We start from the raw sequence: 21,470 nt of genomic DNA on the forward strand, positions 1-21,470 counted from the left end.
AGTACCGCGTGCTACGTGTGGGTCGGCCTGCTTGTCGCCTACTGCTTGTGTTGGTCCGAAGTGGGCATCGCGGCATGGCCCGATACGTCGTCCGAGCGAGCGGAGATCAGCACGGCGGCGTCAATCGTGGGTCCTAGGTGCTGGCTGCGCCTGGCGCTCTCGCGTTGGCTCTCGTCGTCGCCGGCCTGGTTCGCGTTTCCCGCAAGGATCGGATGCGCCGTCGGGTCGCTCCGTACGTTGCGGAGGTGCACCGACAAGCCTGGTACTGCGGCCGGTGTGGCGGCGCATTCTTTCTCGCGGGGACAGTTCCGGACTACCTGCCGACGGGCCTGCTCGTCCCAGCCGCTCAGTTCCGCGATGTGGTCTGGTTGCACGGCTACCGCTGCTGGCAAGCCGAACGTCTCAACGCCGGCGCCTGAACACGGCGGGTAGCGCCCTCAGCACCCTTGGCGTAATCTGGCCGAGCTTTCGCATACGGTCGCACACGCGGGGAATCGGATGATTCGTGTTGACGTGCTCGGGCCCGGTCGTTGCATCTTGGCCGGATAGCGGCGCCGATCGATGGCGGTGCTGGAGGTCGTTGACGTCGTCCGGCGGTTTGGTGGCAAGCACGCGGTGACCGCCCTGCAAGGCTTCAGCATGACGGTCGAGGCGGGCGAGATCGTCGGCCTCCTCGGCGTCAACGGCGCAGGCAAGACCACCCTCGTCAAGATCGTCGCTACCCTCTTGCAGCCGACCTCGGGCACCGCGCGGGTGTGTGGATATGACGTCACCGTCCGTGGCCGCGACGCCCGAACACACCTCGGCGTTGTCTTCGGGGGTGACCGCGGGCTCTATGGCCGGCTGTCCGCCGTGGACAACCTGATCTTCTTCGGTGGCCTCGCCGGCATCCGGCGGGGTCTTCGCCGGCGGGCCATGGAGGCCCTGGAGCACGTGGGCCTCGCAGATCGGGCCGGCACCCGGGTCGAGACCCTGTCCCGCGGGATGCGGCAACGGCTGCACCTCGCCGCTGGGCTGTTGCATCAGCCACGGTTGCTGCTCCTCGACGAACCCACCACCGGGCTCGACGTGGTCGAAGCGCAACGGATGCGCGACCACGTCGCCGGGTTGGCTCGCACCGGTGTTGCGGTGCTGCTGACCTCGCACTACCCGGTCGACGTGGATCAGTTGGCCAATCGCGTGGTCGTGTTGCAGGACGGGATCAACCGCAACGACCTGCCGATCGCCCGGTTTCGGGAGTTGGCCGGCTTCGTCGCCGAGGTGCGAATCACCGGCACCGGGCCACAGCCGCGCGGCGGGGACGGGCAGGAGATTGTCGCCACAGCCGACGGCTGGACGATGACCTGCCGGCTGCACCGCTGGGACGCCGCCACTCTCGCCATGCTGACGGAGATCACCAAGGGGTACGCGGTGACCGACCTTCAGGTCACCCCGGTCGGGCTGGAGGGGGTGCTGCACTCGCTCCTCGGGGGCCGCGGATGAGGGCCGGTGACGCCCTGTGGGCCGGCTGGCGCGGCGTGGTCCTCCAGGTGCACGAGGCCCGCCGTTCCTCGAACCTGCTCGTCCATGGCATCGTCCAGCCACTCGTGGTGATCAGCCTCGGCCTCTACGCGCGCGGCAACGCCGACCCGGCCTACGTCGGCCAAGTCATCGCCGGCGCCACCGCCCTATCACTGTGGACAGTCGTGCTGTGGAACTCGGGAACGCTCTTGCTTCGTGACCGCATGGCCGGCGCGCTCGCCACGATCATGGTGCGGCCCTACCCCCTGGTCGCCGTCCTGCTCGGCCGCACGCTGCTGGTCGCCCTCACCACGATCGTGTCCAACATCCTGGTCGTTCTGCTCATCGTCAACGTCCGCAGCGGACCACCGCCAGCCCTGCCGGGATCCGTGACCATGCTGGCCCTCGCTGCGCTCGCCGCCGGATCAGCCGCTTGCCTGGGCGTTCTGCTCAGCGCCGTCGTCGTCGCCTCGAGGGGCGCCGCCATGGTGATCGACACCTTTATCTACGTGATCTTCGTGCTGGGCGGGCTGTTGATACCGGTCAACCTGCTACCGGCCTGGGCGCGGTGGCCGGCCGAACTGGTCAGCCTCCATCACGTCGCCGTGATGGTCGTTGACCGGCGAATCGAGATCACACCGCTGCTGGCCGTGCTTGCGCTGTCCGCCGCCTACCTCGGCGCCGGGATGGTATTGATGGGTGCGGCGATGCGGCGTGCGCGCAGGGAGGGCACCCTTGACCTCGTCTGACCGGGGCGATCTGCCGTTCCCGCTGCGGATCCCGCTCCTGGCGACCCGCGACCTCGTCATCAACCGCAGCGGGTGGGTCGCCGCCTGGAGCATGCCGATCCGAGCGATCTTCCAGGCCGCGTTCGTCATCCTGGCCGGCACGTTCTACGCCGGCAACGCCGGCCGCGACTACGCCTTCGTCGGGGCGGTCGCCTTCGCCGCCTCGCCCTGGGCCCTCGGCGCCGTCTCTGACGCCATGCTCGAAGACCGCAACCAGGGCACCATCTACCGCCTACGACTAGGCCGGCTGCCGATGCTTGCGCTGGTCGCCTTGCGCACCCCGCCTTACCTTGCGCAAGGCCTGATCGCGATGGTGCTCGGCGCCCTCGTTGCCGGGCCGATACTTGTTGGGGGAAATCTTGCGCAAGACGTTGTCCAGGTGTTGCCAATCCTGGCAACCGGGTTGCTCAGCATGCTCTGCATGGGCCTGGCCATCGGCTCGACGGGCGGCAGCCCACGCACCGACATCCTGTTGTCCAACCTGGCCCAGTACCTGATCCTGCTGGCCGCCGGCGTGATCCTGCCGCCGGGCAGATTGCCGCTGCTCGACGCGATCGGCCAGGTGCTCCCGCTGCGGCATGCATTGGCGGCGGCACACAGCTGGCTCGCCGGCCGGCCGGATTGGTCGCAGCTCGGCCTGGAACTCCTGGTCGCGGCCGTCTGGCTTGCCGCCGCCGAAGGCTGCCTGACCGTACAGGCGCTGCTGGCCCGTCGATACGGCCTCGACGACCTCAGCTGACGGGACAGCCGGAAAACGGCGAACGCGCTAACATGCATCGATCTGATCATCATGACATTACGGGGTGGCCATGATGCGCGTCGGTGTCAACGGGTGCGGGCGGATCGGGCGTTCATTCTGGCGGGCGGCCCTCGACCGGCCCGACATCGAGCTGGTCGCCGTCAACGACATCGGGTTGAGCCCGCAAAACCTGGCCCACATGCTCAACTTCGACAGCGTACGCGGCCGGGCGCGCGACAAAGCCGTCGCCGACTCCGACAGCGTGACCCTCGACGGCCAGCGCGTCGCCGTGACCAGCCACCCCACACCGGAGCAGATTCCCTGGGGTCGGCTCGGCGTCGACGTCGTGGTTGACGCCACCGGCCGGTTCTTCCGCGCCGCCCAGCTCCGAGGGCACCTGGCTGCGGGCGCGCGGAAGGTGATCGTCTCCGCCGCCGCGCCCGACCCCGACGCGACGATCGTCATCGGTGTCAACGAACACGACTACGACCCGGCCGTCCATCACGTCGTCTCGCCCGCCTGCTGCACCGGCAACGCCGTTGCCCCTGTGTTGGCAACGTTGCGCGACGCCTTCGGGCTTCAGGGCGTCTTCATCAACACCGTCCACGCCTACGACGGCACCCACAGCGTCCTGCACGACGCGCCCTACCGCGACCGCCGGATGGGCCGGGCTGCCGCGGTCAACATCATCCCAGTCCGGATCAAGGACACGACCCGGTCGCTCGGCTACGTGTTCACCGATCTGGCCGGGCACATCGAGGGTCTCGCGATGCGGGTACCTGCCGGGATCGGCTGCGCCGTCGAGATCGTCGCCGAGTTGACCGGCCGGGCCAGCGCGGAGCAGGTCAACGCCGCGCTCGCCGCCGCGGCCAACGGACAGCTCAAGGGCCGGCTCGGCTACACCGACGAACCGCTGGTCTCTTCCGACTTCATCGGCACCACCGAGGTGTCCATCGTGGACTCGCAGCTCACCAGCGTGCTCGGGCGCAACGCCAAGCTGGTTGTCTGGCATGACAACGAGATCGGGTACGCCCGGGTCCTCGCCGACACCGTCGAGCTGCTCGGCTGAGCACTCCGTGTTGACCGTCGGAGTTGCCGCCCGCAACGAGGAGGCAACGATCGAGCACTCGTTGCGCTCGATCGATGACGCGTTGACCGAGTTGCCGGGCGATGTCACCGTCGAGGTGATCGTCGCGGTCAACGGCTCCACCGACCAGACCCGGCAGATCGCCGACGACCACGCGACCGGCCGCACCCACTATCGGGTCATCGAAACAGACGCGGGCCTGGTGGAGGCGCAGCGAGCCATCGCCCGTGCTGCCGACACCGCCGACTACCTGATCTTCGTAGACGCCGACTGCCTACTCGACCGGCACTGCCTGCGCGTCCTGGCGGAGGTGATGGAAGACCGCACGGTGCAAGCGACCTGGGCGACGCGGGCGCTGGTCGGCCCAACTCGGCCCGGCTTCTGGCGCGGGCTGCTCAACTTCGGCGACTACCACCCCGACGTGATCCTGCGCGGCCATTACCTGGTGGGCCAAGCGTTCGCCATCCGCCGCTACGACGTGCCCTACGGCTCACCGCACCGCGAGCCGCAGCCGGCGAAGGTCGTCACCCATCTCCAACTCGACCGCGGTCCACTGACCGACGACTCATACCTCTCCCGGTCGCTGATCGCCGGCTTCGGCCGCGAGGCCATCCGGCCCGCTGCGGGTGCGATCGTCTACTCGCACCCCATGCGTAGCCTGCGCGACCTCTACCGGGCGCAACGCCGCAAGGCCTACGAGGTCGAGCGGCTCAACATGCTCTTCCCCGAGTTGCGCACGATCCGCGGCAAGCACTTCGGCCGACGGATCGACGCCGCGGCGTACGCCCGGCTCAGTCGAATCGCGCGTCTGCAGTGCCGCCTCTACCTGCCGCTCTATGCCAACCTGTGGCGATTGGCGCAATGGCAACTCGCCGCCAGCCTGCGGCTGCTGCGCTGGGGAGTGCCGCTGCGGCCCTGCGACATCTGGCCGGTGGTGGAGGGCACCAAGAAGCCGTTCCCGGCGACATGACCTTTTCGATCGTCATTCCGGTGTACGGCCAGCGCCGGGCCCTGGCGCACACGCTGGCGTCACTCGTCACGCAGACCGCGCCGGCCACTGAGGTGATCGTCGTCGACGACGGCTCGCCGGAGCCGGCCGCGCCGCTGGTCGCCGAGTTCGCCGACCGGCTGACCGTGGAGTGCGTGCGGCACGACGCCAATCGCGGCCGGGCCGCGGCCCGCAACATCGGCGCCGCCCGGGCGACGGGCGAGCACCTGGTGTTCCTCGACGCCGACTCGGTGGCGCACCCGCGCCTGCTGGAAACGCACCGGGAGCGACACGGCGACCCTCCGCGGGTCGTTCTCGGGCGAAGGATCAAGACCGACTGGCGTACGACGGCCCGGTTCGCCGACCCGGCGACGCTGCCGACCGAGGTGCCGCCCCATCAGGACGACGGCCGCTACGCGCTCGAGGTGGACCGGCCATGGGCCGTCGACCGCTCGCCGTGGGTATTCCTGCACTCGCACAACTTCTCCCTGCCGCGGGCGGTCTTTGCCGAGGTCGGTGGCTTCGACGAGGCGTTCGACCGGTGGGGCTGGGAGGACACCGAGCTGGGCTACCGCCTGTTCCGGCACTGGCGACGCGAGCCGGGTCGATTCGTCTGGGCGCCGGATGCGGTCTGTTATCAGGTGCCCCATTATTCGGACCTCACGGCCAACTGGCGGGATGCCAAGGCGGGTTTGGCCTACCTGCAGCGCAAACACGAGCACTGGGAAGTGGAGCGGCTCGGCTTCCGCCTGCGTGACGCGGTGCTCGACATGCCGGCCTACACCGCATTTCTCGACCGGCCAGACAACGGCTTGCGGGCGCCGGCGCTCGAACGCCTTCTGCCGACCGGTGGGCGGAGGCTGTGGGCGGGTCCGGGTGCGAACCGGTTGGCCCGGTCGCCGGCAGCGACGCTCGATGTGCGTGCACCGCGCTCGGGTACCAACAAGCAGTTGCTCGGTCTGGCGACACCGTGGGACGACGGTGCGTTCGACGAGGTCGTGCACTGGGAGACCTGGCGGATGCTGACCATGTCGGATTTGGGCCAGGTGATCCGTGAAAGCCTGCGGTTGGCGGCGGTACTCATTCTGGCCGGCGTGCACGACGCTGACCTGGCGGCGGCGCGGTCGCCGGATGTGCTGAGCGCTCTGGAGACAGCGCCGTTGACCGTGCGGCAACTCGCCAGCACCACCGACATCTGGGCGATCGAGGTGCGAGCCCGCGAATGACGCCGAAATTCAGCCGCCGACGAGCGCCGCGACAGTCGCCCCAACTGGGGTAACAGCGCCGACCGGGGCTGGACTGTCACGGCCGGCCCCGGGTTTGCGCATTACCCGTGAAAACGGTGTCGCCGGAAGGTGTTGAGCTTGGGTTGCCGGGCGGTGGGGTGGTTAGGTTGCCGGCCATGCGACACGTCTGGACCATGATTGGTGCGGTGGTCATCGCCCCGCTGGCCTGGGTTCTGCTGGCTTTCGGGCAGAGCCGATCCTTGCAAGCGTTTGCCAACCAGGACAGTAGCGGCGGGTTCGCCAGGAGTGACTTTATCGGGCCGGCCATTTGTCTGGCCGCGGCCGGGCTGCTGTTCGGGCTCATCGCGACGCTGCGGTTCTCGCCGCTGGGCGCGGTGCTCGCCGGGGTCGTGTACGCGGGTGGTTACCTGTGCCTGCTCGTCCGGCCCGACGCCGTGTTGGACCTGCTCCCGCACAGCATCACCTTGGCCGGGCACCACGCCGACCTGACTACGCCGTTGCGGACGGGGGTCACGCTGCTGCTCGGCGCGTTGATGCTGGTCGCCGTGGCCAGCGTCGGCCGGTGGCGGCGATGGCCCGCCCCGGTGAGCGATGCCGCGGACCAGACCACCGACGCCCCGATTGGAATGTTCGACGAACGTCCCGTCGGCGTTGACGGTCTCGATCTCGCACCGGTCCCGTTCGGCGCGGAGGAGAGTCGCCGCGATTCGGTCTGGCCCGGGGAGACCAGCGGCTCGGCACCGTCAGCCTGGGCGACCAGAGCATCTCGCTGAGGCTCGGCCGGCACCGGTGGCCGAAAGCCAGGCTCGGCTAGCAGCACCGCCGATGTGGACCACGGGCACGGCTTGCGGGGTCGCGTGCGGACAGGGCCGCGGCGGCTGGGGACCGGCCACGCAGCGGCCGGCGACCGGTCCCAGGGTCAGGACTCGACGAGGTTGGCCAGCGGGCCGGTCGGCAGCGCGATCCAGCCCTCGCTAGCCGCAGCGGCCGCCTGCGTCGGTGACGGCCGGGTGGCCCGTCCCGTCGCCGCGGCCCGGGCGGCCAGTGCCGCCACGACCGCGTCGAGCGCGTCGTGGCTGCGCCGGCACAGCGGCTCGAAGGAGCCCAGCGACAGCCAGGGTGCCGCCGCGAGCAGGGCAGACACCAGGTTCCCGGCCAGGCCGGCCCGCTTGTAACCACGATGGGTCAGGCCCCAGAGGAACAGCGACGCCGCTGGATAGACCTCGACGACCTGGCCGTCGCCGGTGCGGGGGATGGGGTTGCCGTCGGGGGAGAGCAGCGCGAGCAAGCCCGCCGCGCGGAAGGCCGCGTGGCCTATCCGGTCCGCGGAGACGCTCATCGGGATCAGGCCCGTCGACGAGCGGACCACCTCGTCGGTCATCCGGTACGCGAGCCTGCGCCGCCACGAGGCGCCGGCGCCGGGGTCGGGTGGCGCGACCAGCCCGCTCTGGTGTGCCGACACGAACGACACGAAGGCGGACGGCCAGCCGAGTGGCGAGTCGATGCCGGCCTTGTCCGATGACCGGATAGCGGCCACGATCTCCGCGTCGGAGACACCGACCGAGACGGACGACACCACGGCACGGCCCGGCGACCAGTCAACGACCGCCAACCCGGAGCGCTCGTCGGCCGCCGCCAGGTCGACCCCGACCGTGATCACGACAGGGCCGACAGGATCACGTCGCGGTGGCAGTGTGCCTGGTCGGCCTCGAAGCAGAGCAGCGCCACCCGCTCGGTGCGGGCCAGGGCGGCAACGGTCGCCAGCGCGGACGACGGCATCGAAGACGCGTAGGTGGCGCGGGCGGCGGCCCGCGCGGCCGGAGAGCCGTGAAACCCCGGCCGGTTCGACGGCGGATTCCCGAGCGCCGGTAGGTGCGTGTAGCCGATGCCCGCGGCAGCCAACGCCGCGGACAACGCCTTCTTGTTGAAGTCGCGCTTCCGCGATCGGGCCGCGAAGCGCACGTCGACGACGTGGGAAACGCCCAGCGACGACAGGCGCTCCAGGAACTCAGGGAGGGTCAGGCCCTCGTACCCGATCCCGATCGCGTCCATGGGAAACAACCATGCCACGGCCGGCCCCCGCAGCTCCGGGACGAGCTGCGGGGGCGGCCACCTACCCCCAGCGAAACGACCACCACTTCGAAGACACGTACAACCGTGCCAGAGCGGCATGATCGGCCATATCGGGAGCAGGGATACGCAAGCGGGGCGGACCGGCTTAACCACCCAGAGTGAAAAGGCCGAAATCCGACAGAAACCGCAGGCGTGGCGGTGGAGAACGGCGCCAATGAGGGAAAGAGGCGCGGCATGAGGATTGGCATCGTTGGTTCAGGCAAGGTCGGCGGCACGCTCACCCACCGGTTCCGGGAGCTCGGGCACGACGTCACGGTCGCGAACCGCCGCGGCCCCGACTCGCTGCGACCGCTCGCGGACCAGACCGGCGCGACCGCTGGGACCATCACCCAAGTGGCCGACAAGTCCGACGTGATCGTGCTCGCCATCCCGACGCGCGCGGTGCCAGACCTGCCGGGGCAGGCGTTCAACGGGAAGATCCTGATCGACGCCAACAACTACTTCCCGGAGCGCGACGGCGAGATCGAGCCGATCGTCGACCGCGCGGTCTCGTCGAGCCGTTGGGTGGCCGACCACTTCCCGGGTGCGCGCGTGGTCAAGGCGTTCAACAACATCATGGCCGGGCACCTCGGGCGCAACGGCAAACCCGAGGGCGAGCAGGGCCGGATCGCGCTGCCGGTCGCCGGCGACGACATCGAGGCCAAGGAGGTCGTCGACGAGCTGGTCGACGAACTCGGCTTCGACCCGGTCGACGCCGGCAACCTCGACAGCAGTTGGCGCCAGCAACCCGGCACCCCGGTCTACCTCACTGATCTGGACAAGACGGAACTGCGGCGCAAGCTCAGGGCTTGAGCCCCATCGCGCCATACCCGGCCAGCCTGATGGACTGATCGGTGTCGGGGTCCGGCTGCCAGTGCGTCATGTCGACGACGCCGGGAGGGATCAGTTCCAACCCGGCGAACAGAGCGGTCACTTCCGCCCGGGTACGCATTGTCATCGGCGTCGCCGTGCGCCGGTAGAGCTGCCGATGCGCCGCCGCCTCCCGCGGTTGCGCGTCGGCGGTGGCATGGGTGACCGCGATGAGGCTCCCGGGCGCCAGCGCATCGCGGTAGGTGGCCACGATGCCGGCGGGATCATCAGCATCGGGTACGAAGTGCAGGACCGCCACGAGCAGCAACCCGATCGGCTGCGTCACGTCGAGGCCGACGCCCGACGACGCCGCGGCCGCCAGCACCGCACGGGGCTCACGCAGGTCGGCCTGCACGACGCTGACCAACGGGTTGTCTTGAAGCAACGCCCGGCTGTGCACCACCGCGACCGGGTCGATGTCGACGCAGACCACCCGGCAGGACGGGTCGAGTTGCTGCGCGGTGTTGGACACGCTGCCGGCCGTCGGCAGACCCGCGCCGAGGTCCAGGAACTGTCGTACACCACAACGCACCATGAACGCGACCGCGCGCCGCAGGAAGGCCCGGTTGGCGCGCATGATCGCCGGGAGCTCCGGCCAGTCGGCGATCGCCTGCTTGGCCAGGGCCCGGTCGGCGGCGAAGTTGTGCGCGCCGCCCAGGTAGAAGTCGTAGATTCTGGCCGCGTTCGGCTTGTCTCTGTCGATCCCGGCGGGTGCCCAGGACGATTGCGCTGCTGGCACGACCAACTCCCTCGAAGCCGACCAATCGGGAAGATCACTTCAGCCTAGCGCCGGCTGGGGCAAATGTCCGCCCACGCGCGATCTCGCAGCCCGTACGCCATCGGCCGTTGGCTTTGTGGTCGCAACCCTGTCAACGCGAGCCACTAGGCAGGTCAGGTCAGCTACCCAGGGAGTATTCGCATGCCCGTTCCACCCACGACCGGCCGGCTCGTCCGGACGGCCATGGTCGCCGCCCTGGTCGCCGGTCCGGCCCTGATTGGGCAGGCCGCCCAGGCAGCGCCGGCCACCAAGGCAGCGCCGGCCGTGACCACAGCGCCCGCCGTCAAGGCAGCGCCGGCCGTGAGAGACGCCGGCTTCACCCGGGTCGCGACCGTGCCGGTCTACCTCAACAGCTCCGCGGACCAGGAGACGGTTGCCGAGATCAGCGCCGTCAGCACCGACGGCAAGACGGTCATCTCGACCGACAGCCCGGGCGAGCGCCTCGGCTTCATGGACATCTCCGACCCGGCCCACCCGAAGCCGACCGGCACGCTCGACCTGCCGGGCGAGCCGACCTCGGTGGCCGTTTACAAGAACTTCGCGCTCGCGGTGGTCAACACCAGCGAGGACTTCGTCAACACCTCCGGCGTGCTCCAGGTCATCGACCTCGACACCCGCGCGGTGGTGCGCACGCTCCCGCTCGGCGGCCAGCCCGACTCGATCGCGGTCGCTCCCAGCGGCAAGTACGCGGTGATCGCCATCGAGAACGAGCGCGACGAAGACGTCGACGACGGCGAGATCCCGCAGGAGCCGGCCGGTTTCGTGCAGGTCGTCGACCTCAAGAAGTGGGCGCTGACCCGGATCGAGATGACCGGCCTGGCCGAGGTCGCGCCTGGGGACCCGGAGCCGGAGTACGTCTCGATCAACGGCAAGGACGAGGCCGTGGTCACCCTCCAGGAGAACAACCACATCGCCATCGTCGACCTGGCGAAGAAGAAGGTCGTCAAGGACTTCAGCGCCGGCGAGGTCGAACTGTCCGGTGTGGACACCGCCGACGACGGCACCATCGCGCAGGACGACTCGATCACCGTGCGCCGCGAGCCCGACGGCGTCACCTGGATCGACGACAAGACCTTCGCGACGGCCAACGAGGGTGACTACGTCGGCGGTTCGCGTGGCTTCACCGTGTGGAAGCGCGACGGTTCGGTGCTCTACGACGCGGGCAACTCCTTCGACCGGCTGGCGGCCGCGCACGGCCTCTACCCGGACAGCCGCTCCGACGCCAAGGGCACCGAGCCGGAGGGCGTCGCCTTCGGCACGTTCAACGGCAAGCCGGTGCTGTTCGTCAACTCGGAGCGGGGCAACTTCGTCGCCGCGTACGACATCAGCAAGCCGAAGGCGCCCGCGTTCCTGCAGATCATGCCGACCACCAACGGCCCCGAAGGGGTCACCACGGTGCCGTCGCGCAACCTGCTCGTGGTCTCCAGCGAGGAAGACCTGCCCGACGACGGCATCCGCGCGTCGGTGACGATCTTCCAATACGGCAAGGGCAAGAGCGCATTCCCGACCATCCGTTCGGCGTACGAGCCTGGTCAGCGCGAGGCTCCGATCTCCTGGGGCGCCCTGTCCGGCCTGAGCCCGGTGCCCGGCCAGCCGGACCAACTCGTGTCGATCACCGACAACGTCTACACCCCGACCCGCCTGTTGACGATCGACACCGCGCGGCAGCCGGCCCTGGTGACGAGCGAACTGACCATCACCAAGGACGGCAAGCCGATCGGGTACGACGCCGAGGGCGTCACCGCCCGCGCCACCTCCGGCTACTGGATCGCGATCGAGGGCGACGGCACCGCCGTCAAGCCCAACCTGATCGTCCGGCTCGACGCCAAGGGCGCCGTGCAGGAAGAGATCCCGCTGCCGGCCGACGTGGCCGCCACCGTGACCAGCAACGGTTTCGAGGGTGTCGCGGTGACCGGCGTCGGCGACGGCGAACAGGTCTGGGTCGCGGTGCAGCGCGAACTCAAGGGCGACCCGAAGGGCATCGTCCGGATCGGCCGCTACTCGGTCGCCGACAAGACCTGGGCGTGGCTCGGCTACCAGCTCGACGCGGCACCTGCGGGCGCCTGGATCGGGTTGTCCGAGTTGGTTGCCGTTGACAATGACACGTTCGCGGTGATCGAGCGCGACAACCAGCGCGGCCTCAAGGCGACGGTCAAGAAGGTCTACACCTTCGACGTGCCGGCCACCATCGGCACCGGCATGCCGACCGTGTCGAAGAACCTCGCGGTCGACCTGTTGCCGTTGCTGCAAGCTGACAACGGCTGGGTGCAGGACAAGGTCGAGGGCCTCGGCATCGCCGGCAACGGCCAGGTCTTCGCGGTCACCGACAACGACGGCGTCGACGACGCCACCGGCGAGACGGTCTTCATGCGCCTGGGTTCCGCGAAGAACCTGTTCAAGCCGGGCACGACCGGCGGCGCCGGCGGCGGCCTGCCGTTGACCGGCCCTCCGGCCCGGCTGATCGCCGGCACCGGCGCGGCCGTGGTCGTGGCCGGCGTGGTGGTCTTCATGCGCGGCCGCCGCGCGAAGCTCCGCTTCGCCGCTTAGTTCGTCAACAGAAGGGGCCCGCGCCGTCGTCCTGCGCGGGCCCCTTCGCTATGTAGCCACTCGGCCAGTCCCGCCGGGCATCGATGATCAACTAAGCTGCGGCCGGCGGCCTGGCAGTGGCGTCGCCGGCGAGTGCGGCGGTGGACGTGTCCGTCTCCGGCACCGCCGTGTGTGACGAGGCGGCCGGCCAGTGGGTCATCGCTTGGACGTTCACGAACAACACGACGATCGACCAGACGTTCAAGACATCGTCGCGTCTCGGCCAAGGAGCCGAACACGACCCTTACGGGCCTCGCGGTCGGTGACGCCCTCCCGGCCGGGCCTGGGACGACCCTGACCGCGACCTCGGCAGTCGTCGGCTACCAGCCGAGAGCTCTTGGGTTCACGAATTCTGAAGCTCGATAGGCGGGAACTGACGTGTCCACACTCAGTATGGCCATCGTCGAGCGCTCGGGTTCGCGAACTGGCGCGACGAACCTGGAGGGATTTCTCGTCCGTTCGCTGCGGGTCTGGTGCCTAGCCGAGTCACGGTGTCTTGTGCGCGATTGCCAGCCGGGTCCGGTATTGCTTGGTGATTTCTCCGTTGTAGACGTCGTCGATCAGGTGGCTGATGCACGCGAACAGGCCGGTGCGTGCCTGCGGTGCCATGGCGCGATGCCCGGAGTAGGTCATGAGCAGGTTCAGGTACTCGCGGGTGGTGTAGGTCTGTTGCCACTCGTAGCGCCGGAATTCGACTGGCCCGAATCGGGCCGACCGCTCGAACTCTGCTGCCTCCTCGGCGGTCTCGTCATCGCTAGTCAGACGCATGCCAGGCGGTGTCGTGGGGTCGAAGCGTTCGTAGCATCGTTGTGCGTCGGCGAAGAAGGCGTTCGTCCCCCCGGCGATGTTGTGGGTCGAGACGATGCCGAGGGCTCCGCCGGGACGCAGCAAGTCAGCTGCCTTGATCATGCGCATGTCGGGATCGAGCCAGTGGAACGCGGTCGCGGCGAGCACCGCGTCAAAGGTTCCGTCCGAGGGCTGCCAATCCTCGAACGCCGCCGCGACGACGCTGACGTTCGGGAACTGTGCGAGGTTGCGTCGGGCGATGACGGCCATGTCTGGGCTGATGTCCATCGCGACGACGGTGTATCCGAGTTGTGCCAGGGGCAGGGTCGCTTGACCGGTGCCGCATCCGATCTCCAGCACCCGAGCATGTGGACCGAGCCCGGCGAGCGTGGCGAGGTCGGTGAACAGCTGGGGTGGATAGGTGGGACGGCACCGGTCGTAGAGTTCAGCGTCCTGGCCGAACGTGGTGCGCAGCATTTCTCGGTTGGTGTCCGTCATATTGGCTGGTTATCCCTTCAAATCGCGCGGGCTGGGCTGATCGAGCGGCCGGGCAGAAGCGGGCGCACCCGGCGTCCAGACGTGCTCTGGTGGCCTCTGCGGGACGAGCTTGAGTCCGTCGAACACCGCCCTGCGGTTAACGGGTCCGGAAGAGTGCCGCAACGGCCGGGCCGTCGCTAGCCCGATGGGACAGGTTCTTGTTGGGCGCGGGGTCCGGGGCCACGAGCGGCATTTTCCCAGCGACGGTGCGCCGTTGGCGACGGATTTCCCTGGTCACCGATCAGCGTTGATCATTACCGCTGAGGTCCGGGTGGTGATGACGCTGGTGTAGCGAGTGCCGGCTTGGATGCTGAGGCCGGACAGGTCGGCCAGGCGGCGGACGTCGCCGCCGGTGGCGTGGGCCTCGTCAAGGATGCGGTCTTCGCGGATGGCGGCGATTGACAGGTCGGAACCGATGGTGCGCCAGATCCAGCGTTTGCTGCATTCCTCGGTGCGGCGGCCGGTGTGCTTAGTGAGGAACAGGGTGCGGGTTGGCGGTGCCGGTCCAGCGTTGCTGCCTCATGTCGAGGTAGGCGCGCAGCCGCTCGCGCACGGGGTCGGCCAGGATGATGGCCCTCCCCTCGGTGTGCAGACGCCCGTCGCGGATGTCGGTCGGTTGCAGGGCCGAAGGCAACGCCTTGCTCTGCACCCCTGCGGGAAGCACCCCTGGCGCGGAGGCGCTTCCCACAGGGGTGCAGAGCAAAGCCTCGCGGAAGCCGGCCGGTCAGGTCAGCTTCACCAGCGACTCCGCGATCAGCCAGATGCCGAAGATGAGGAACAGGGCGGCCGCGCCCCACTTGATTGCCTTCTCCGGCAGGCGCTTGCCGAGCAGTCGGCCGACCAGGATGGCCAGCGCGTCGGCCGCGACCATGCCGACCGTCGAGCCGACCCAGACACCGAACCAGCCGTGCTGCGTGGCCAGCGTGATGGTCGCCAGCATGGTCTTGTCGCCCAGTTCCGCCAGGAAGAACGCGCCGCCGACGGCCAATATCGCGGACCGCTGCGAGCGTTGGGCCTTGGACTTCTCCGCCTCGGTGAGCGAATCACCGCGCAGGGTCCAGGCCGCGAAGGCCAGGAACGCGACGCCGGCGGCGAGGCTGATCCAGTCGGTGGGCAGGGTCGCGCCCAGGCCGTACCCGACCGCTACCGAGACCAGGTGCACGACCGCGGTGGCCGCGGTGATGCCGATCAAGACGGTCAGGGCGCGGTAGCGGGTGGCGAAGGTCATCGCCATCAGCTGGGACTTGTCGCCTAGTTCGGCGACGAAGATGACGCCGAAACTGAGCGCGAGCGCGGCAAGAAAGCCGCCCATGTGAACCCTCCCCGGGTGTGGTCACCGGGTCAGAAAAGGCGAGACTTCGACCCGGCGTTGATCATTGCCGTAGCCGAAGGTCTCGCTCACCTCACGGAATGAACCCTGAGGTCGGATGGCCGGGCGCGGACGCCAGTGTGTCGACCACCACGTTGGGAGCTACTCCCCTTCGCAGACACCCACGTTACTGGGTGAGCACCCAGATCGGAAGATGATCGAGGTGTGTGCTGCCGCTCACCCGCCAGCCGGCGCGCTCGTACATCGCCACATTGGCCTCGTTGGTGGTCTCCAGGAAGGCCGGCAACCCGGCCGCCGCGGCCGCCGCCAGGCCCGGCTTCATCACCGAGCGGCCGAGCTTGCGGCCGGCGTGCGACGGGTGGGTGGCCAGCACGCCGAGGTACCAGAACGGGCTCCGGGGAAACAGGCCCTGCACCGCCCGGTGGTAGTCGTCGAGCCGGGCCAGCGCCTCGTCGGAGACGGCCAGCTTCTCCTCGTCGTCGGACCAGCCGCCGGGTGCGTCCCACATCGCCACCGAGCGGCCGCCGTCGATCACCCAGGTGGTGCCGGGCGTCACCCGCTGGTCGAAGAGCGCGCCCGCGAACACCGCTGCCTCGGCGTCGCGGGTCACCGGGTCCTGGAAGAAGAACCGGAACGCGGGGTCGCGGTCGAACGCGGCGACGACGGTCTCGACCACCTGCTGGCGGTCGGCCGCCGTCGCCCGTTCCACGTCTGTCATGCGAGCAAACCTAGCGTCGCGGTGGTGCTCCCGCGAGCGCGATTCCCCCGGCCGGGGCGGCCGCGGTGTCGAGATCGACGGCCGCCTGGGCGAACTGCGCGTCGTGCAGTCGCCGGTAGGCGCCGTTGGCCGCGAGCAACTGCTCGTGGGTGCCCTGCTCGACGATCCGACCCTTCTCCATCACCAGGATGAGGTGGGCGTCGCGGATCGTGGACAGCCGGTGCGCGATCACGAAACTGGTGCGGTCGGAGCGCAGCGCCGCCATCGCCCGTTGCAGCAACGCCTCGGTGCGGGTGTCGACGGAACTGGTCGCCTCGTCGAGGATCAACAGCGACGGGTTGGCCAGGAACGCCCGCGCGATCGTGATGAGCTGCCGCTCACCGGCGCTGACGTTGCTGCCCTCCTCGTCGATCACCGTGTCGTAGCCGTCCGGCAGGCTGCGCACGAACCGGTCGACGAACGTCGCCTCGGCCGCCGCGTGGATGTCGGCCTCCGACGCGTCCGGGTTCCCGTACGCGATGTTGTCCCGGATCGTGCCCCCGAACAGCCAGGTGTCCTGGAGCACCATGCCGATCTCGCCGCGCAGGGTCTCTCGCTTCATGGTCGTGATGTCGATCCCGTCGAGCGTGATCCGCCCGCCGTCGAGCTCGTAGAAGCGCATGATCAGGTTGACCAGCGTGGTCTTGCCGGCCCCCGTCGGCCCGACAATCGCCACCGTGTGCCCGGGCTCGGCGACCAGCGACAGGTCGTCGATCAGCGGAGTGTCGGGCGTGTAGCGGAACGAGACGTGCTCGAACTCGACCCGACCGTGCGGCTGCCGCACCTCGACGGCGGGCGACGGGTCGGGCAGCTGCTCGTCGGCGTCGAGCAGGTCGAAGACCCGCTCGGCCGAAGCGACACCGGACTGCAGCAGGTTGGCCATCGACGCGAGCTGGGTCAGCGGCTGGGTGAACTGGCGCGAGTACTGGATGAACGCCTGCACGTCGCCCAGCGTCATCGTGCCGGAGGCCACCCGCAGGCCACCGATCACCGCGATCACCACGTAGCTCAGGTTTCCGACGAAGAACATCGCCGGCATGATGATCCCGGAGATGAACTGCGCGCCGAACGCCGCCTTGAACAGCTCGTCGTTCTTGGTCTCGAAGTCGGCCTCGACCTCCTTGCGCCGGCCGAAGACCTTGACCAGCTCGTGGCCGGTGAACGCCTCCTCGATGTGCCCGTTGAGCCGGCCGGTGTGCGTCCACTGTGCGATGAACTTCTTCTGCGACCGCTTGCCGATCTGCGTGGTGATCAGGAACGACAGTGGCACAGCGACGAGCGCGACGGCAGCGAGCAAGGGCGAGATCCAGACCATCAGCGTGAGTACGCCGACCACGGTGAGCAACGAGGTCAACAACTGACTCAGCGTCTGTTGCAGGCTCTGCGCGACATTGTCGATGTCGTTGGTAACCCGGCTGAGCAGCTCGCCTCGCGGCTGCTTGTCGAAGTAGGGCAGCGGCAGCCGGTTGAGCTTGTCTTCGACATCGGCGCGCAGCTTGAGCACCGCGCTCTGCACCACTCCGTTGAGCACCCAGCCCTGGGCCCAGGCCAGCAGGCTGGACAGCACGTAGATGCCGAGCACGACCAGCAGGATCTGGCCGAGCTGGCCGAAGTCGATGCCCACGCCCGGGATCGGCTTGGTCTTGAGCAGCAACTCGGCGAAGTTCTCCTGCCCGCCGGCCCGGGCCGCGGCGGCGGCCTGGTCGAGCGTGGCGCCTTCGGGCAGTTTGCGGCCGAGCACGCCGCGGAAGATGACGTCGGTCGCGTGCCCGAGGATCTTCGGCCCGATGACCGCGAGCGCCACGCTGCTGATCGCCAGAAGGACGACCAGCGACAGCTGGCCACTGTAGGGGCTCAGCCGGCGCAGCAGCCGCTTCGCCGACGGGACGAAGGTCATCGACTTCTCGACCGGCATGCCGGCGCTCATCCACGGCGGGCCCCCGCCTGGACGACGGGCACCGGCTGCGGGCAGCCGGGCGGGGACCACCCGGGCGCCGTCGGAGGCGGGCGGGGTGGCCTGGCTCGGAGCCGGGTTGTTTCCGTTCTGCGGCGCGGTCATGCGGCGGCTCCCACCGTGAGCTGCGACTCGACGATCTCGGCGTACGTCGGGCTGGTTTCCAGAAGTTCGGCGTGCCGCCCGCGGCCCACGACGGCGCCGTCTTCGAGCACGATGATCTCGTCGGCATCGATGATCGTGGAGACCCGTTGCGCCACCACGACCACGGCCGCGTCGGCCGTCACCGGGCGCAACGCCGCCCGCAGCCGGGCGTCGGTGCCGAGGTCGAGCGCCGAGAACGAGTCGTCGAACAGGTAGATCTCGGGCTTGCGGACCAGCGCCCGGGCGATGGCCAGCCGTTGCCGCTGGCCGCCGGAGACGTTGGTGCCGCCCTGCGCGATCGGGGCGTCGAGCCCCTCTGGCATCTCCGCGACGAAGTCTTTGGCCTGCGCGACTTCGAGTGCGGCCCAGAGTTCCTCGTCGGACGCGTCCGGGTTGCCGTAGCGCAGGTTGCTCGCGATCGTGCCGGTGAACAGGTAGGGCCGTTGCGGCACCAGTCCGATCTTGCTCCACAGCAGGTCTTCGTCGAGATCCCGCACGTCGACACCGTCGACGAGCACGGTGCCCGAGGTCGCGTCGAACAGCCGCGGCGCCATCGAGATCAGCGTCGTCTTGCCGGCGCCCGTACTCCCGATGATCGCCGTGGTCTTGCCCGCCTCGGCGTGCAGGTCGATGTCGCGCAACACCGGCGCGGCGGCCCCGGGGTATTGGAACGTGACGCCACGGAACTCCAGGCTGGCGTGCTCGCTGACGCTGGTCACCGGGTTGGCCGACGGCACGACGGTGGAGTCGGTGTCGAGCACCTCGGTGATCCGTTCCGCGGCGACCGCCGCGCGCGGCACCATGATCAGCATGAAGGTGGCCATCATGACCGACATCAGGATCAGCACGAGGTAGTTGAGGAACGCGGTCAACGCGCCGATCTCGATCTGACCCGAGTCGACCCGGCTGGCGCCGAACCAGAGCACCCCGACGCTGGACACGTTGAGCACGAGCATGACGGTCGGGAAGATCATCGCCATCAGCCGGCCGGCCCGCAGCGCGGTCGCGGTCAGTTGCTCGTTGGCGTCGCCGAACCGCTCGGTCTCGAAGGGCTCGCGGACGAACGCGCGGACCACGCGTACGCCGGTGATCTGCTCGCGGAGCACCCGGTTGACCACGTCGATGCGGGTCTGCATCTTGCGGAAGGTGGGCACCATCCGGCGGATGATCAGGCCGATCGCGATCGCCAGCACCGGGACGCAGACCAGCATCAGCCAGGACAGCCCGATGTCTTCGCGCAGCGCGAGGATCACGCCGCCGACCGCGGTGATCGGGGCGGTGACCAGCAGCGTGCAGGTCAGCACGACGAGCATCTGCACCTGTTGGGTGTCGTTGGTGCTGCGGGTGATCAGCGACGGCGCGCCGAAGTGGTTGACCTCGCGGGCGGAGAACTTGCCGACCCGGTGGAAGATCGCCCCGCGGACGTCGCGGCCGAAGCTCATCGCGGTGCGGGCACCGAAGTAGACGGCGACGATCGAACAGCCCATCTGCACCACGGTCACGGCCAGCATCCAGCCACCCACGCGCAGGATGTAGCCGGTGTCACCGGCCGCGATGCCCTTGTCGATGATGTCGGCGTTGAGGCTCGGCAGGTAGAGCGACGCCATCGTCCCGACGAACTGGAACGCGACGACCAGGAGCAATGGTTTCGAGTACGGACGCAGGTAGGTCCGTAAGAGTTTGATCAGCAACTTTCCCCCGGGTTGCTCGCGCGGTCACCGGTCTCCGGACGGCACAGCACGCCGTCGAGAAGCACCGAGACGACCTCTTCTGTGGTGAGTGGGTGGTTGTCGGTGATGATCCGATGGGTGCCCGCGAAAGTAATCAACCGCAGCATTCGCGCGACCTCGGGCGCCGGCAACCGAAATTTGTCCTGGTCGGGTTCGACGAGCCGTTCCATCGCCTCGAGCATCGGCTGGTGGCTCGGCCGCTCTTCGGGCTTGTGGTGCTGCGGGCCGTCCATCCGCAGCGCCGACATCACCGCGAAGGCGGTCTCCAGTCGCTTGCGCAGAATCTCGACCGCCTGCGACATCCGCTCGCGAATCGGCAGGTCGAGGTCGATCCCGTTGAGGGCGGCGACCGTCGGCAGCGGGTCGAGGACGGTCGCGATGGCCTCGCGGACCAGCGTCTCCTTATCAGGGAAGACGCGAAAGATCGTGCCCTCGGCGACACCGGCGGCCTCGGCGATCTGCTTCGTGGTGACCTTGGTGCCGTGTTGCACGACGAGCGGGAGCGTCGCCTCCACCAGGGCGGCGCGGCGCTCTTCGGGCGGGAGGGGCCGGGCCCGACCACCGGTGGTGGCGCTGGACGTCATCACGAGGGAAGGCTAACTGAGTGAGCGACTCACTCACAAGCGAATGAGGAAGAAGTTCGCCGCCAGCGAACGCGACGGCGGATCAGGCCGTCGCGGCGTCGGCCCGGGTCTGGGCGGCCGGGCGGGTGAACAACTCGTCGATCCCGGTGATCTTCAAGATCGCCGCCAGAAAGGGTGGGACCGACTGCAGCACGACCGGAGTGCCCGTGTCGTCACCGCGCCGCCAGGCGTGCACCAGTGCGGCCAGGCCGGAGCTGTCGATGAAGGTCAGGCCTTCGACGTCGACGGTCAGCCGAGCCGGCGCGCGGTCGAGCGCGGTGGCCAGCGCGATGCGCAACACGTCAGCACACGGGAAGTCGAGGTCGCCGCGCACGGTGATGAGGAGACCACCCACGGTGTCTTCGACCTCGACCGTGAGCGGTGTCGGCTGACTCACCCTGGCCACCTCCGCGTGCCGTTACGACGGATCTACATTAGGCCAGTCGTGCCAGGTCCGCGCGGTGTAAGGCCGTTCGGGTGAGGACCAGTGATCGCGTCCCATGCCGTATGACAAGTAAGCGCGTAGGGTGGGATTTCCAGGCCGATGATCAGGGAGTTGTCGACGCACGTGAATACCGCCGACGTCGCCGGAGGAGGCTCGGTCGGTCGTCCGGTCCAGGCGCCGGCGCCGCTCGGCGCGCCGGCGATCCGGCCCTCCGTCGTCGCGGATCCCGAGCCGGCACCGTTGCTCGACCACTTCCGCGAAGGCGTCGTGGTCACCGACCCGGCCGGCGTGATCCGCGAGTTCAGCGAACCGGCCCTGCGGCTGATGCCCGGCCTCGCGGTCGGCCGCACGCTCGCCGGATGTGGCGCGCCCGCGCTGAACACCGGCGACCTGACCATCGGGGAGCGGCGGGTGGGCACCCCCCCGGGCGACCCCACCCGCGCCGGGGTGTCGAAAAAACCCAGGTAAG

General features: G+C 69.1%; 21 protein-coding genes. 10 read left to right on the forward strand and 11 right to left on the reverse strand.

Annotated elements, in window-relative coordinates; all coding sequences use genetic code 11:
• Window positions 1-561 precede the first annotated feature (561 nt).
• The 7 genes from AB0J74_RS24560 (at window position 562) to AB0J74_RS24590 (ending at window position 7,122) form a co-directional block, all read left to right on the forward strand.
• A complete protein-coding gene (locus AB0J74_RS24560) occupies window positions 562-1,482 on the forward strand; it encodes an ABC transporter ATP-binding protein (RefSeq protein ID WP_363451678.1) in 921 nt (306 codons plus the stop codon).
• Window positions 1,479-2,249 (forward strand): ABC transporter permease, encoded by a 771-nt coding sequence (locus AB0J74_RS24565; RefSeq protein WP_363451680.1) that lies wholly within the window; start codon window positions 1,479-1,481, stop codon window positions 2,247-2,249. Before AB0J74_RS24560 ends, AB0J74_RS24565 begins: the two co-directional genes overlap by 4 nt.
• On the forward strand, window positions 2,236-3,027 hold the full coding sequence (locus AB0J74_RS24570) for an ABC transporter permease (RefSeq protein WP_363451682.1): 792 nt from the start codon (window positions 2,236-2,238) through the stop codon (window positions 3,025-3,027). The genes AB0J74_RS24565 and AB0J74_RS24570 overlap by 14 nt, the downstream gene beginning before the upstream one ends.
• 70 nt (window positions 3,028-3,097) lie before the next feature.
• Window positions 3,098-4,096: a type I glyceraldehyde-3-phosphate dehydrogenase gene (locus AB0J74_RS24575; protein WP_363451684.1), complete on the forward strand. Its 999-nt coding sequence runs from the start codon at window positions 3,098-3,100 to the stop codon at window positions 4,094-4,096.
• A 10-nt stretch (window positions 4,097-4,106) separates the two neighbouring features.
• Complete coding sequence (locus AB0J74_RS24580; protein WP_363451686.1) at window positions 4,107-5,084, forward strand: glycosyltransferase family 2 protein; 978 nt, start codon at window positions 4,107-4,109, stop codon at window positions 5,082-5,084.
• Entirely contained in the window at window positions 5,081-6,328 is a 1,248-nt protein-coding gene (locus AB0J74_RS24585) for a glycosyltransferase (RefSeq protein WP_363451688.1), read from the forward strand. Before AB0J74_RS24580 ends, AB0J74_RS24585 begins: the two co-directional genes overlap by 4 nt.
• Window positions 6,329-6,435: 107 nt before the next feature.
• Complete coding sequence (locus AB0J74_RS24590; RefSeq protein ID WP_363451690.1) at window positions 6,436-7,122, forward strand: hypothetical protein; 687 nt, start codon at window positions 6,436-6,438, stop codon at window positions 7,120-7,122.
• 146 nt (window positions 7,123-7,268) lie between these two features.
• Here AB0J74_RS24590 and AB0J74_RS24595 read toward each other — a convergent pair whose 3' ends face one another.
• Entirely contained in the window at window positions 7,269-8,009 is a 741-nt protein-coding gene (locus AB0J74_RS24595; protein WP_363451692.1) for a DUF429 domain-containing protein, read from the reverse strand.
• The gene (locus AB0J74_RS24600) at window positions 8,006-8,401 is read right to left on the reverse strand and encodes a DUF488 domain-containing protein (protein WP_363451694.1); all 396 of its coding nucleotides are present in this window, start codon (window positions 8,399-8,401) and stop codon (window positions 8,006-8,008) included. The genes AB0J74_RS24595 and AB0J74_RS24600 overlap by 4 nt, the downstream gene beginning before the upstream one ends.
• 255 nt (window positions 8,402-8,656) lie before the next feature.
• On the opposite strand from AB0J74_RS24600, the gene AB0J74_RS24605 reads away from it, so the two are divergent.
• Window positions 8,657-9,274 (forward strand): NADPH-dependent F420 reductase, encoded by a 618-nt coding sequence (locus AB0J74_RS24605; RefSeq protein WP_363451696.1) that lies wholly within the window; start codon window positions 8,657-8,659, stop codon window positions 9,272-9,274.
• On the opposite strand, the gene AB0J74_RS24610 is transcribed toward AB0J74_RS24605, so the two are convergent.
• Window positions 9,264-10,070 (reverse strand): SAM-dependent methyltransferase, encoded by an 807-nt coding sequence (locus tag AB0J74_RS24610; RefSeq protein WP_363451698.1) that lies wholly within the window; start codon window positions 10,068-10,070, stop codon window positions 9,264-9,266. The two genes, AB0J74_RS24605 and AB0J74_RS24610, sit on opposite strands and share 11 nt — an antisense overlap.
• Before the next feature lie 180 nt (window positions 10,071-10,250).
• Here AB0J74_RS24610 and AB0J74_RS24615 point away from each other — a divergent pair, with 180 nt between their 5' ends.
• Entirely contained in the window at window positions 10,251-12,656 is a 2,406-nt protein-coding gene (locus tag AB0J74_RS24615) for an esterase-like activity of phytase family protein (protein WP_363451700.1), read from the forward strand.
• 525 nt (window positions 12,657-13,181) lie between these two features.
• Here the strand turns inward: AB0J74_RS24615 and AB0J74_RS24620 are convergent.
• From AB0J74_RS24620 to AB0J74_RS24655, 8 genes are all read right to left on the reverse strand, one after another.
• Window positions 13,182-13,979, reverse strand: a complete 798-nt coding sequence (locus AB0J74_RS24620; RefSeq protein WP_363451702.1) for a class I SAM-dependent methyltransferase — start codon at window positions 13,977-13,979, stop codon at window positions 13,182-13,184.
• A gap of 508 nt (window positions 13,980-14,487) precedes the next feature.
• Entirely contained in the window at window positions 14,488-14,667 is a 180-nt protein-coding gene (locus AB0J74_RS24625; RefSeq protein WP_363451704.1) for a hypothetical protein, read from the reverse strand.
• Window positions 14,668-14,742: 75 nt separating this feature from the next.
• Complete coding sequence (locus tag AB0J74_RS24630) at window positions 14,743-15,330, reverse strand: TMEM165/GDT1 family protein (RefSeq protein ID WP_363451706.1); 588 nt, start codon at window positions 15,328-15,330, stop codon at window positions 14,743-14,745.
• Between the two features lie 184 nt (window positions 15,331-15,514).
• Window positions 15,515-16,066 carry a GNAT family N-acetyltransferase gene (locus AB0J74_RS24635; RefSeq protein WP_363451708.1) on the reverse strand — a complete coding sequence of 184 codons (552 nt, stop codon included), beginning with the start codon at window positions 16,064-16,066 and terminating at the stop codon, window positions 15,515-15,517.
• A 10-nt stretch (window positions 16,067-16,076) separates the two neighbouring features.
• On the reverse strand, window positions 16,077-18,032 hold the full coding sequence (locus tag AB0J74_RS24640) for an ABC transporter ATP-binding protein (RefSeq protein ID WP_363451761.1): 1,956 nt from the start codon (window positions 18,030-18,032) through the stop codon (window positions 16,077-16,079).
• Window positions 18,033-18,160: 128 nt separating this feature from the next.
• Window positions 18,161-19,894: an ABC transporter ATP-binding protein gene (locus AB0J74_RS24645; RefSeq protein WP_363451710.1), complete on the reverse strand. Its 1,734-nt coding sequence runs from the start codon at window positions 19,892-19,894 to the stop codon at window positions 18,161-18,163.
• On the reverse strand, window positions 19,888-20,517 hold the full coding sequence (locus tag AB0J74_RS24650) for a TetR/AcrR family transcriptional regulator (protein WP_363451763.1): 630 nt from the start codon (window positions 20,515-20,517) through the stop codon (window positions 19,888-19,890). The genes AB0J74_RS24645 and AB0J74_RS24650 overlap by 7 nt, the downstream gene beginning before the upstream one ends.
• A gap of 82 nt (window positions 20,518-20,599) precedes the next feature.
• Window positions 20,600-20,953 (reverse strand): STAS domain-containing protein, encoded by a 354-nt coding sequence (locus AB0J74_RS24655; RefSeq protein WP_363451712.1) that lies wholly within the window; start codon window positions 20,951-20,953, stop codon window positions 20,600-20,602.
• 147 nt (window positions 20,954-21,100) lie between these two features.
• On the opposite strand from AB0J74_RS24655, the gene AB0J74_RS24660 reads away from it, so the two are divergent.
• Window positions 21,101-21,469 (forward strand): hypothetical protein, encoded by a 369-nt coding sequence (locus AB0J74_RS24660; RefSeq protein ID WP_363451714.1) that lies wholly within the window; start codon window positions 21,101-21,103, stop codon window positions 21,467-21,469.
• Window position 21,470: the final 1 nt, after the last annotated feature.

This window comes from Asanoa sp. NPDC049573, assembly GCF_040676615.1.
Lineage (GTDB): Bacteria > Actinomycetota > Actinomycetes > Mycobacteriales > Micromonosporaceae > Asanoa.